Annotated in this window: 6 protein-coding genes; 4 read left to right on the top strand and 2 right to left on the bottom strand. The window is 73.1% G+C overall.

What is annotated here, in order from left to right:
• Positions 1–23 precede the first annotated feature (23 nt).
• Positions 24–1,016, bottom strand: coding sequence for a dihydroxyacetone kinase subunit DhaK (dhaK, locus tag IE241_RS18315; RefSeq protein ID WP_190022832.1), 993 nt, complete (start codon positions 1,014–1,016; stop codon positions 24–26).
• 151 nt (positions 1,017–1,167) lie between these two features.
• Entirely contained in the window at positions 1,168–2,571 is a 1,404-nt protein-coding gene (locus IE241_RS18310) for a short-chain fatty acyl-CoA regulator family protein (RefSeq protein ID WP_190022831.1), read from the bottom strand.
• Positions 2,572–2,937: 366 nt separating this feature from the next.
• Here IE241_RS18310 and aceA point away from each other — a divergent pair, with 366 nt between their 5' ends.
• The 4 genes from aceA to IE241_RS18290 all read left to right on the top strand — a co-directional run bounded on the left by aceA (position 2,938) and on the right by IE241_RS18290 (position 13,152).
• Entirely contained in the window at positions 2,938–4,230 is a 1,293-nt protein-coding gene (gene aceA, locus IE241_RS18305) for an isocitrate lyase (protein ID WP_190022830.1), read from the top strand.
• Positions 4,231–4,377: 147 nt separating this feature from the next.
• Positions 4,378–5,985: a malate synthase A gene (aceB, locus tag IE241_RS18300; protein ID WP_190022829.1), complete on the top strand. Its 1,608-nt coding sequence runs from the start codon at positions 4,378–4,380 to the stop codon at positions 5,983–5,985.
• Positions 5,982–6,869, top strand: a complete 888-nt coding sequence (locus tag IE241_RS18295) for a 3-hydroxybutyryl-CoA dehydrogenase (protein ID WP_190022828.1) — start codon at positions 5,982–5,984, stop codon at positions 6,867–6,869. Before aceB ends, IE241_RS18295 begins: the two co-directional genes overlap by 4 nt.
• Positions 6,870–7,104: 235 nt before the next feature.
• Positions 7,105–13,152 carry a type I polyketide synthase gene (locus tag IE241_RS18290; RefSeq protein ID WP_229899457.1) on the top strand — a complete coding sequence of 2,016 codons (6,048 nt, stop codon included), beginning with the start codon at positions 7,105–7,107 and terminating at the stop codon, positions 13,150–13,152.
• Positions 13,153–13,163 lie beyond the last annotated feature (11 nt).

Here is a 13,163-nt window from a genome sequence, read left to right as displayed (position 1 = left end):
AGCGGGGGACGCCGAACGGCGGGTCAGCGCCCCCAGCGCAGCCCGGGCGTCTGCACGGGCGCATCCCACAGCCGCAGCAGCTCCTCGTCCACCTGGCACAGCGTCACCGAGGCACCGGCCATGTCGAGGGAGGTGACGTAGTTGCCGACGAGCGTCCGCGCCACCGGCACGCCGCGCTCGCGCAGCACCCGGTGCACCTCGGCGGTGAAGCCGTACAGCTCCAGCAGCGGCGTCGCTCCGGCCCCGTTCACCAGCGCCAGCACGGGGCCGCTCGGCTGCAGATCGGCCAGCACGGCGTCCACGGCGAAGTCCGCGATCTCGCCCGACGTCATCATCGCGCGGCGCTCCCGCCCCGGCTCACCGTGGATCCCGACGCCGAGCTCAAGCTCCCCGGCGGGCAGGTCGAAGGTGGGACCGCCCTTGGCGGGAGTGGTGCAGGAGGCGAGGGCCACGCCGAAGCTGCGCGACGCCTCGTTCACCCGCCGCGCGATCGCCTCCACCCGCTCCAGCGGCGCCCCTTCCTCGGCCGCCGCGCCGGCGATCTTCTCCACGAAGAGCGTGGCACCGGTACCGCGCCGGCCGGCCGTGTACAGGCTGTCGGTGACGGCGACATCGTCGTTGACGAGCACGCTCGCCACCTGGATGCCCTCGTCCTCGGCCAGCTCGGCGGCCATGTTGAAGTTGAGGACGTCACCCGTGTAGTTCTTCACGATGAACAGCACGCCCTTGCCGCTGTCCACGGCAGCGGCGGCCCGCACCATCTGATCGGGCACGGGCGAGGTGAACACCTCCCCGGGACACGCGGCATCCAGCATCCCGGCCCCCACGAACCCCCCGTGCAACGGCTCATGCCCGGACCCGCCCCCGGACACGAGCGCCACCTTCCCCGCCACGGGCGCATCCCGCCGCACGACGATGCGCCGCTCGACGTCGACGCTGAGCTCGGGATGCGCAGCGGCCATACCCCGCAGGGCATCGGGGACGACGGTCTCGGGGACGTTGATCAACATTTTCATGCGGGGCTCCTCGGATGGGGACGGGCGGGCTGCTGACCTATCGGGTGTGTGACTGCGTCGTTCTCAACCTCGGACAGTATGGAGTGGACACTTCCGAGCCTGCGCTCAGCGTGCGCCGTCCGGGGGTGGTGTCCGCCTGACCGCGGCGCGATCACTCGTCCGCCACCGGGTACGGCACGAACGTGCTGCTGTTCTCGTCGACGGCGAGGGGGCGGCCGAGCGGGGGTACGGCCCGCTGGGGGCAGTCGAGGCGTTCGCAGATGCGGCAGCCCATGCCGATGGGGGTGGCGGCGGAGGCGTTGCCGAGGTCGAGGCCGTCGGAGTAGACGAGGCGGGCGGCGTGCCGGATCTCGCAGCCGAGTCCGATGGCGAACGTCTTGCCGGGCTCGCCCCAGCCGCCGCGCTGGCGGGTCACGGTGCGGGCGGTCCAGAGGTAGCGCTGCCCGTCGGGCATGGAGGCGATCTGCACGTGGATGCGGCCGGGGGCGGCGAAGGCCTCGTAGACGTTCCACAGGGGGCAGGTGCCGCCCGCGCGGGAGAAGTGGAAGCCGGTCGCCGACTGGCGTTTGGACATGTTGCCGGCGCGGTCGACGCGGACGAAGGAGAACGGCACGCCCCGCAGCCGCGGACGCTGGAGCGTGCTGAGCCGGTGGCAGACGGTCTCGTAGCCGACTCCGAAGCGGTCGGTGAGCCGTTCGATGTCGTAGCGCAGCTCCTCGGCCGTCGCGTGGAAGGCGCTGTAGGGCAGGATCAGCGCGGCCGCCACGTAGTTGGCGATGCCGATCCGCGCCAGCGACCACGTGGTGGAGCCCTCGTCGTAGTCCTCCGAGGCGAGCGCCGACAGCTCGTCGGCGAATTCGAGCAGGGCCAGTTGCGTGGCCATCCGGAAGGCCCGCTGGCCGGGGCGGAGCCGGTTGGAGAGGTACAGGGTCCGGCGCGCCGGATCGTAGTGGTGCAGGCGGCCGGAGTCCGTGGTCAGTTGTACGGCGTGGCGCTGCGTGAGGCGCGTGGTCAGGGCCGGGAGCACGCCGCCGGGGCGGATGCCGAGGCCGGCGGCCAGTTTCTCGGCGGCGACGTCGAGGTCGTGGAGGTAGTTCTGGCGGCGGTAGAAGAACTCCCGGATCTCCTCGTGCGGGGAGCGCTGCGCGGCCGGGCCGGGTGCGCCGCCCCGGCCGTCCGAGGCTTCCGCCAGGCGCTCGGTCAGGGCCTGGTTGCGGCGGCCCAGGTCGAGCAGGACGGAGGCGATCGCGGGCAGGCGGGAGGCGAGTTCGGACAGGTCCGACGGGGAGACGCGGGCGGCGGAGATCTCGTCGGCGAGCGCTTCGCGCAGGTCGGCCAGGACCCGGGTGGTGTCGGTCTCGGAGAAGAAGGCGGGGTCGACGCCGAACGCCTCGGTCAGGCGCAGCAGGACGGGGACGGTCAGCGGCCGGGAATCGTGCTCCATCTGGTTCAGATAGCTCGGGGATATGGCCAGGACGCGGGCGAACTCGGCCTGGCTGAGCCGCCGCTCCTCGCGCAGCCTCCGCAGCCGGGCTCCTGCGTACGTCTTGCTCACCGTCGACTCCTGTCCGTCTTGCGTCCGTCTTGCGTCGGTCTTCTGTCCGTCTTCGAGTGCGGAGTTGAACCTTCGCAGACTTGGCGGAACGCGCGGAGAAGATTCGCAACACTTGGCAGAAGGCCACCCTTGATGGCACTCAGTGCCACTGCCAGAGTCGTAGCCAGGCCCGCAGGAACCGAGGAGAGCCGAGGCGGCAGAGCCTTTGCGTACCCCGGCCCAGGCACGGCGGGCCATGACTTTTCACATGACTTTTCAAGGGGGCGGATTCCCCTGCTTCCCTTCGCAGGATTGACAGATCGCAGGATCGACGGAACTTCGACGCGGTTCAGGACACGCTCCGGAACGCGACACCGGGAGACGAACATGGCGCAGGCACAGACGGCGGCGGAAGCACTGGCGCAGCGGTGGGCGACGGACCCTCGCTGGAAGGGCATCGAGCGCACCTACAGCGCGGCGGACGTCGTCCGGCTGTCCGGCAGCGTCCGCGAGGAGCACACCCTGGCCCGCCGCGGTGCCGAGTGCCTGTGGCGGCAGTTGCACGAGCGTGACTACATCCACGCGCTCGGCGCGCTCACGGGCGGCCAGGCGGTGCAGATGGTGAAGGCCGGGCTGCAGGCGATCTACCTGTCCGGCTGGCAGGTCGCCGCCGACGCCAACCAGGCCGGGCACACCTACCCCGACCAGAGCCTCTACCCCGCCAACTCCGTGCCGCAGGTGGTGCGGCGCATCAACAACGCCCTGCTGCGCGCCGACCAGATAGCCACCGCCGAGGGCACCGGCACCGGCACCGGCACCGCCGTCGACTGGCTCGCGCCGATCGTCGCCGACGCCGAGGCCGGCTTCGGCGGCCCGCTCAACGCCTTCGAGCTCACCAAGGCGATGATCGCGGCCGGCGCGGCCGGCATCCACTACGAGGACCAGCTCGCCTCCGAGAAGAAGTGCGGACACCTCGGCGGCAAGGTCCTCGTCCCCACCGCCCAGCACATCCGCACTCTCAACGCCGCCCGCCTCGCCGCCGACATCGCCGACGTCCCCACCCTGATCGTGGCCCGCACCGACGCGCTCGCCGCCAGCCTCATCACCAGCGACGTCGACGAGCGCGACGCGCGGTTCTGCACCGGCGAGCGCACGGCGGAAGGCTTCTACCGGGTCGGGAACGGCATGGCGCCCGTGATCGCCCGCGGCCTCGCCTACGCCCCGTACGCCGACCTCATCTGGGTGGAGACCGGCACGCCGGACCTCGCGCAGGCCCGCGAGTTCGCCGAGGCCCTCCACGCCCGGTACCCGGGCAAGATGCTGGCCTACAACTGCTCGCCCTCGTTCAACTGGAAGGCGGCTCTGGACGACGACCAGATCGCCAAGTTCCAGCGCGAGCTCGGGGCGATGGGCTACCGCTTCCAGTTCATCACCCTCGCCGGCTTCCACTCTCTCAACCACGGCATGTTCGACCTCGCCCGCGGCTACGCCGAGCACGGCATGACCGCCTACGTCGAGCTGCAGGAGCGCGAGTTCGCCGCCCAGGCCGACGGCTTCACGGCCGTCAAGCACCAGCGCGAGGTCGGCACCGGCTACTTCGACCTGGTCTCGACCGCCGTCAACCCCGCCTCCTCCACCACCGCGCTGACCGGCTCCACCGAGGAGGAGCAGTTCCACTAGGAGCCGCCCGCCCCGCCCCGGCACGACGCCGGTTCACGTCCACCCCGCCCCGGCACCACGCCGGTTCACGCCCAGACGAGGGCAGGACGAGGGCGAGGACGACCCGTCCTCGTCCTGCCCCCACCGCTCCGCCGATGGAGACCCCGCATGCCCACCACCGAACCGACCGGCCGCGTCGAGGTTCTCGGCCCGCCGGGCGAGCGCCACGACGAGATCCTCACGCCCGAGGCCCTGGACTTCACCGGCCGCCTCGTCGCGGCCTTCGCCGACCGGCGCACCGAACTGCTCAGGGAGCGCCGCCGCCGGGCCCTGCTCCTCGCCTCCGGCGCGGCCCTCGACTTCCCCCTCGTCACCTCCGCCGTCCGCACCGACCCCGTCTGGCGCGTCGCACCGCCCGCGCCCGGCCTGACCGACCGCCGCGTGGAGATCACCGGCCCGCCCGAGCGGCGCATGACCGTCAACGCCCTCAACTCCGGCGCGCAGGTCTGGATGGCCGACTTCGAGGACGCCACCTCGCCCACCTGGGACAACGTCATCGGCGGCCAGCTGAACCTGCTCGATGCGATCGAGCGGCGCATCGGCTTCACCACCCCCGAAGGCAAGCGGTACGAGCTCGGCGACCGGCTCGCGACCATCATGGTCCGGCCCCGGGGATGGCACCTCACGGAGGAGCACCTGACCGTCGGCGGCCGCCCCGCCCCCGCCGCGCTCGTGGACTTCGGCCTGTACTTCTTCCACTGCGCCCGGCGGCAGATCGACGCCGGGTACGGCCCCTACTTCTACCTCCCCAAGCTCGAGAACCGCTACGAAGCCCGCCTGTGGAACGACGTGTTCGTCCTCGCCCAGGACCTGCTGGGGATCCCGCGCGGCACCGTCCGTGCGACCGTCCTCATCGAGACGATCACCGCGGCCTTCGAGATGGAGGAGATCCTCTACGAGCTGCGCGAGCACAGCGCCGGGCTCAACGCGGGCCGCTGGGACTACCTCTTCAGCGTGATCAAGAACTTCGCGCACCGCCCCGACTTCGTCCTCCCCGACCGGGCCGGACTCACCATGACGGCCCCCTTCATGCGCGCCTACACCGAGCTGCTGGTGCGCACGTGCCACCGGCGCGGCGCCCACGCGATCGGCGGCATGGCGGCGCACGTTCCGGGCCGGGACAAGGAGGCCCACGAGGCGGCGCTCGCCAGGGTGCGGCTGGACAAGGAGCGCGAGGCCGAGGACGGCTTCGACGGCTCCTGGGTCGCCCACCCCGGCCTCGTGCCCGTCTGCCGCGACGTCTTCGGCGCGGTCCTGGGCCGCCGGCCGCACCAGATCGACCGCACCCGCGACGACGTCGACGTCAGCGCCGCCGACCTGCTCGCCGTCCGCCGCATCAGCGGACCGCCGACGCGGGAAGGCGTCCGCGCGAACGTCGCCGTCGCCCTGCGCTACTTCGACGCCTGGCTGCGCGGCAGCGGCGCCGTAGCGCTCCACGGGCTGATGGAGGACGCCGCCACCGCCGAGATCGCCCGCTGCCAGATATGGCAGTGGATACGCCACGGCGCCGTCGACCGCGACACCGTGCTCGCCCTCCTCGACGCGGAAACCGCGGCCCTGACCGGGGAGCAGCCGCAGGCCCGCGCCGCGCAGGCCCGCGACCTCTTCGAACGCACCGCCCTGGCGAGGGAACTGCCGGCGTTCTTCACCCCCGACGCCTACGGCCGGTACCTCGTCCGGCGACTGGCCCGTCAGCCCGAGGAGGTGCGCTCGTGAACGCGTCCCTGCGACGGATCGGCGTGGTCGGCGGCGGTCAGATGGGAGCCGGCATCGCCGAGGTCTGCGCCCGCGCCGGACTCGACACCGTGGTCTGCGAGGCGGATGCCACCGCCGCCGACGCCGCGCGCGACCGTGTGACGGCGTCCCTCGCCCGCGCCGTCGGCAAGGGCAAGCTGGACCGGGCGTCCGCCGAGGCCGCCCTGGCCCGTCTCGTCTTCACCGGCAGCCTCGACGACCTGGCCGACCGCCACCTCGTCATCGAGGCCGTGGTCGAGAACCCGGACGTGAAGACCGAGATCTTCGCCGCCCTGGACAAGATCGTCGAGGACCCGGAGGCGATCCTCGTCACCAACACCTCCTCCATCCCCGTCATGCGCCTCGGCATGGCGACCCGGCGCGCCGACCGTGTCATAGGCCTGCACTTCTTCAACCCGGTGCCCGTCCTTCCCCTGGTGGAGGTGGTCGCCTCCCTGCACACCGCGCCGGAGACCGTCACCGCCGTCGAGGACTTCGCCGCCACCCTGGGCAAGACGGTCGTCCGTTCCCGGGACCGGGCCGGATTCGTCGTCAACGCGCTGCTCATCCCGTACCTCCTCTCGGCCGTCCGCATGGCCGAATCAGGGTTCGCCACCGCCGCCGACGTGGACGCCGGCATGGAACTGGGCTGCGCCCACCCGATGGGCCCGCTCAAGCTCGCCGACCTCATCGGGCTGGACACGGTCGCCTCCATCGCGGAGTCCCTCTACGAGGAGTTCAAGGAGCCGCTCTACGCCCCGCCCCCGCTGCTGCAGCGGATGGTGCAGGCGGGCCTCCTCGGGCGCAAGACGGGAAGGGGGTTCCATACGTACGTGCCTACGGCCGGAGCTGACGCCCGGAGCTGAACGTCCCGGGCCGTACATGCCTATGGCCGGAGCTGAACGTCCCGGGCACCCGGCGCCGGGCCTGAGGGGGCCCGGCGCCGCGCACGGGTGCCCCGGGACACCCCGCACGAATAGCCCGGCGTTCACCCGAACGGGTGATGGGGGCGTCTCCGTGTCGACGGCCGGGCAGCCATGTGACGGTAGTACGGGATGACTGCCAGGGGGCAAGAGGTAAAAGGCAGGGGGGGATCGCGTGATGCCTCAGGAACTCGACCGTCGCCTTTCCCGGGACCCGGTGGCCCTCGTGGGGCTGGCCGGGATGTTCCCCAAGGCCCGTGACCTCCGGGCGTTCTGGGACAACATCGTGGCGGGCCGCGACTGCACCGAGGAGGTTCCCCCCGCCTGGTGGGAGCCGGAGGACTACTACGACCCCGACCCCTTCGCTCCCGACAAGACCTACGGCCGGCGCGGCGGCTTCCTCACCCCCGTGACGTTCGACCCGATGGAATTCGGCATGCCGCCGAAGACGCTCGACTCCACCGGGCTCGTCCAGTTGCTGAGCCTGGTGGTGGCACGCGACGTGCTGCGCGACGGCGCGTGCGGCCGCGACGGGTGGTACGACCCGGGCCGTACGGGCGTCGTGCTGGGCGTGTGCGGCACCAACACCACCCTCATGCCGCTCGCGGCCCGCCTGCTCGCGCCCCTGCTGGTCAAGGCGATGCGGGCCCGCGGCCTGGCCGAGGAGGAGGCGCGGCGGGCAGCGCGCGACTACCTGCAGGAGCTTCCGCCGTGGACGGAGGACTCGTTCCCCGGGATCCTGGGGAACGTCGTCTCGGGGAGGGTCGCCAACCGCCTGGACCTGCGGGCGGCCAACCACACCGTGGACGCCGCATGCGCCAGTTCGCTGGCGGCCGTGCGGGCCGCGGTCGACGAGCTGGTGTGCCGCCGCGCCGACCTGATGATCACCGGCGGGTGCGACGCGGACAACTCCATCGTGTCGTTCATGTGCTTCAGCAAGACGCCGGCGCTGTCCTTCAGCGGCCGGGTGCGTCCCTTCGACGCCGCCGCCGACGGCACGCTGATCGGCGAGGGCATCGGGATGCTGGCGCTCAAGAGGCTGGCCGACGCCGAGCGCGACGGGGACCGCGTCTACGCGGTGCTGCGTGGCCTGGGCAGTTCGAGCGACGGCGTGGCCAGGAGCATCTACGCGCCCAGCAAGGACGGCCAGTTGACGGCGCTCCGGCGGGCGTACGACGACGCCGGGTGCCCGCCGGACTCGGTGGAGCTGGTGGAGGCGCACGGCACGGGCACCCCCACCGGCGACGAGGTGGAGGTCACGGCGCTCAACGAGTTCATGAAGGCCTCCGGGGACAGCCGGCACGTGGCCGTGGGCAGCATCAAGTCACAGGTGGGCCACACGAAGGCGGCGGCCGGCGCGGCAGGGATGATCAAGGCGGCGCTGGCCCTGCACCACAGGCTGCTGCCGCCCACCGTCAACGTGGAGTCGCCTGCCCCGGCGGTCACACCGGACGGCGCCGTCTACGTCAACACCACTGCCCGGCCGTGGGTGCGCGACCCCGGCCGCCCGGTGCGGCGCGCGGGCGTATCCGCCTTCGGGTTCGGCGGGGTGAACTACCACGCAGTGCTGGAGGAATACCAAGGCGGCATGCGGGAGGAGCGGGTGCTGCACCTCGTGCCGCGCGCCTGTCTGTGGCACGCCCCCACCCCCGGGGAGCTGCTGTCGCTCCTCGAAGCCGGCGTGGATCCGGCCGAGGGTGGCACCGTGCCGCAGGAGCACGCCCGCCTGGGGTTCGTCGCGGCGGACGACGAGCAGCGGGCGCACCTGCTGGCCGCCGCCGTCGAACGGCTGCGTACGAACGGCGCGGAGGAAGAGTCGTGGCGGCTCGCCGAGGGCGTGCACTACCGCCGTAGGGCACTGCCGGCCGGCACGAAGGCGGCGGCGCTGTTCACGGGGCAGGGCAACCAGTACCCGGAGATGGGGCTGCGGGCGCTGCTGGCGGTTCCGCCCCTGCGGGCGGCCTTCGACAAGGCCAACGCCCTGTCCCCGCCCGGGGACACGCTGGCCCGTACGGTGTTCCCGCCTCCGGGCGACAAGGACACCGCCCGCGCGGCCCGCGAGCGGCTGAACCGTACCTCCTACGCCCAGTCGGCCATCGGGGCCCTGGCGGCCGGGCAGTACCGGTTTCTGCGGGAGCTGGGGTTCGCCCCGGACGGCGTTCTGGGGCACAGTTTCGGTGAGCTGACGGCGCTGTGGGCGGCCGGCGTGCTGGACGACGGCGCCTTCCGGCGCCTGGCATGGGCCCGGGGACGGGCGATGGAGGAACGGCCGGAGGCGGGGTCGGACGCGGGGGCGATGGCCGTCGTCCGGGCTGCGGACGAGGCGGTCGCCGGCATTCTGGCAGACCACCCGGAGCTGTCGGTGTGCACTCGGAACGCCCCCGACGAGCAGGTCGTGGGCGGCCCCACCGGGGCCGTCGAGCGCTTCGTGACCCACTGCCTGCGGGAGGGCGTCCCGGCGAAGCGGCTGCCGGTGGCCGCCGCGTTCCACACGCCGCTCGTCGAGCACGCGACCCGCCCGCTCGCCGACGCCTGTGCGCAGGTGGACTTCGCCGCGCCCGAGGTGCCCGTGTACGCCGGTGCGGCAGGTGCGCGCTACGGGCAGGGGCCGGACGCGGACCGGCGCACCCTGGTCGGGCAGCTCCTGCGGCCGGTGGACTTCGCCGGGCGCTTGCGGCAGATGCGGGCCGACGGCTTCGGGGTCTTCGTCGAGTTCGGGCCCCGCAGCACGCTGACCCGCCTGGTGGAAAGCACGCTCGGTGCCGACGCGGTGGTGGCGGTCCCCTGTGACCGGGGCGAGAAGGGTCCCGACAGCGCCGCCGTACTGAAGGAGGCGGCCCTGCGCCTGGCCGTGCTGGGACTTCCGGTCGCCGGCATCAACCGGTACGACGCCCCGGCGCCGGAGGAGCGCCCGGCACCGTCGGCGGTGGCCAGGCTGCTGGAGGGGCCGAACTTCGCGGTCAAGGCCCGTCAGGAGCGGCTCCGGCAGGGGGAGGGCCGGGCCGGTGTGCCTGCCACCGGGCCGCTCGTGCCCACCGCCGGGCAGGTCGTGCCAGCCGCCGACGGAATGGCGGCCCCCGCAGGGACCGATCCGCTGTCCCGGGCCGCCGCCGACCACCTCGCCGCTCACGTCCGCTACCTCGACGGCCAGCTCGCGACCCAGCGGGAGCTGAGGGAGCTGCTGCGCTCCCGGACGGGCAACGGGCAGGGCCTCGACGCGGCCCTGGCCATGACGGTGGGCGCGATCACCGAGCACAGCCTGGCCGTGGGCGAGGCCCACACCCGGGCGGGCGAGGTGGTGGCCGAGATTCTGGGCGGAACGGGCGCGGCAGCAGGGACGCCGGCGGCAGCAGGGGCGCCCCCGGTACTGCCGGTGACGAACGGCCGGGTGGATGCTGACCTCGGTTCGGGTGCCGTACCGGTCCCCGGCGCACCGCCCCTTGTCACGGATGCCGCGGAAGCGACAAATACTGCGGAACGGGCACTCGCCGCCGCCGGGACGCCCGGCACCGGCCCGGAGGAGAACGACCGGTCGGCTTTGGCCGCGCTGATGGCCGGCGACAGGATGCTCGACAGCCCCGTCCAGGAGCTCTCGGACATCGACCCGATGGAAGCGGAGCAGGTGCTTCGCCAGATCGTCGCGGACAAGACCGGTTACGACGTCGGCATGCTGGAACCGGACATGTACATCCAGGAGGACCTGGGCATCGACTCCCTCAAGCAGGTGGAGATCGGTGCCGAAGTGTGGCGCCGGTACCCGGTGATCAAACGCGAGGAGCTCTTCCGCTTCAGTGAGGCCCGTACGGTCGGCGACCTGAGCACGATGCTCAAGGAGTTGTTCACCTCACCGCGGTCCGGTCTGCGGCACACGGGCGGCGTGCCGCTCGGCCGGGCGTACGTCTCGCTGCGGCCCCTGCCGCCCGTGGACGTCCTCGCCGGCGTCCACCACGAGCAGCCGTGCGCCCTGATGCTCGACGACGGCGGCGAGCTCTGTGCCGCCCTCGGGCAGGCGCTGGACGGCCGCGGCTGGAGCGTGCTGCGCCTGACCGTTCCCGGCGTGCCCGCCGGAGGCCCGGACGCCCGGCCGCTGGACAGTTGGTCGGACGGTGAGCTGCGCGACCGCGTCGCCGAAGCCCTCGGCAAGGCCTCGCGCATCGACCTGTGCCTGCTGCCGGTGAGCCGCTCACGCATCACGAGCGCCGACGAGGCGGTCGCCCGGCTGACCCACGGCCTTCTGTTCGCCAAGCGCGCCAGGGCGTTGCTGCTGGACGCCGCGCGGGCGGGCCGCCGGGCGGCGTTCGTCACGGTGACGCAGCTCGACGGGTCCTCGGGGTACGCGGGCGCCGGAGGAGAGCCCGTGGCCGCCCTCGCCGGAGGTCTGGCCGGCCTGGTCAAGTCCGTCGCCCTGGAGGCGTACCCGGTCTTCTGCCGTGCGCTCGACCTCGCTCCGGACATGGCGCCGGACGCGGTGGGCGAGGCGCTCCTGGAGGAGATCGCGGACGTGGCCACCGACGTCCTGGAAGTGGGCCGGGACGGGCGGCACCGGCGCACTCCGGCCCTGTCGGACACCCCGCAGCGGCTCCTGCCGCACGCCCCCGGCGGCCCGCCCCGTCTCACCGAGGACGACACGCTGCTGGTCACGGGCGGCGCGAGCGGCATCACGGCGTGGTGCCTGGACGCTCTGGCGGAAGACCACCGGTGCGGGTACGTCCTCATGGGGCGGCGGCCCGGGGAGGACGACGGTGTCCGGTCGGCGCTGGAGGCGCTGCGCTCGCGCGGCGTCCGGGCCGAGTACATCAGCGCCGACGTGCGGGACGCCGGCGCCGTACGGGCGGCGCTGGCACCGTACGCGGACCGCATCACGGGCGTGCTGCACGCGGCCGGTGTGCTGGGTGACCGGCCGCTGGCCGAGATGACGGCCGAGTCCGCGGCACCGGTGATCGCGACGAAGCTCTCCGGCCTGCAGCACGTGCTCGACGCCCTCGGCGCCGAACGGCTGCGGCACCTGGTGGTGTTCGCCTCGGTGGCGGGCCTGTGGGGCAACGTACGGCAGGCCGACTACGCCCTCGCCAACGAGGCCATGGTCCGCCACGTCTGCGCGATGCAGGCGGCGTACCCGGCCCTGCGGGCGACCCCCGTCGTCTGGGGGCCGTGGGAGGGCGGCATGGCCGAGGGCGTGCACCGGCTCTTCGCCGAGGCCGGCGTGCCCGTGCTCTCCCGCGAGGCCGGGACGGCGTACTTCCGCGACCTGATGGGGCCGGAGCATCCGGCCGGCGAGGTGACCGTGGTGGGGCCCGTTGCGCCTTGGCTGAGCAGGGCCCACAGCCTGCCCGCCGAGGGGCTGACCGCCGTACGCTCGCTCACGGGCCTGGAGGACGAGCCGATGCTGCGCGACCACCGCGTGGCGGGCCATCCGCTGGTGCCGATGACGGGGCTGCTCGGAGCGGTCCTGCACACCGTGGAGCGTGCCCGGGGCGGCATCATGCCGGCCGTACGGTGCCAGGACCTCCGTATCGTCCGCGGCCTGTACCTGGACGGCCACCACCCGCGGACCGTGGGCTTCCACTTGGTGCCGGCCGAGCAGGGCGACGCCGACGCCGATGCCGGCGTCGTCCGGGCCCGGATGCACCACGCGGACGGGAAGGACGGCCAGACGCACGTCGAGGTGCTCGTGGAGTGTGCCGAGGAGCCCGGGGAAGCACCGCGCCTCGACCTCCCCCGCTACGAGCCCACCGGCACCCCGCACCCCTGCTACACGGAGCGGACCATCTTCCACGGGCCGTCCCTGGCCGGGCTGCGGGACGTCCTGGAGGAGGACGCGGAGCGGCTCGTGCTGTCCGCGCGGCTGCGCGATCCGGCGTTCGCCTCCGGGGCGTACGCCGGACGGCTGTTCAGCCCCGCGCTCTCCGACCTCCTGCTGCAGGGAGCAGCGCTGATCACCCACCGGATCAAGGGCAGCGGCGGCATCCCGGTGAGCGCCGAACGCGTCGACCTCTACGCACCCCTGCCCGACGACGAGCCGTTCGTGGTCGTCGCCGAAGCCGGAAGGACGTCCGTGCTGGACACATACTGCACCGTCACCGCGTGCGAACCCGGCGGCCGGGTCCTGCAGAAGTGGACCGGGCTGCGGATGCTGGACGTGAACGAGGTCCAGGCGGTCCGCCTGCTCACCTCCTCCGTCTCCACTTCCACCGCGGCGGTGACCGGCCGTACGGGCACCGGGTGAGGGCGGCTGTC

Origin of the sequence: Streptomyces hiroshimensis (assembly GCF_014650335.1) — a bacterium.
GTDB classification, from domain to species: domain Bacteria; phylum Actinomycetota; class Actinomycetes; order Streptomycetales; family Streptomycetaceae; genus Streptomyces; species Streptomyces hiroshimensis.
Note: the sequence above shows the minus strand (reverse complement) of the source record. Positions and strands in the feature narration are given on the sequence as shown.

Coding starts and splice junctions, on each gene's coding strand:
- dhaK (WP_190022832.1), bottom strand. CDS start 1,016: ATGAAAATGTTGATCAACGTCCCCGAGACCGTCGTCCCCGATGCCCTG.
- aceA (WP_190022830.1), top strand. CDS start 2,938: ATGGCGCAGGCACAGACGGCGGCGGAAGCACTGGCGCAGCGGTGGGCG.
- aceB (WP_190022829.1), top strand. CDS start 4,378: ATGCCCACCACCGAACCGACCGGCCGCGTCGAGGTTCTCGGCCCGCCG.
- IE241_RS18290 (WP_229899457.1), top strand. CDS start 7,105: ATGCCTCAGGAACTCGACCGTCGCCTTTCCCGGGACCCGGTGGCCCTC.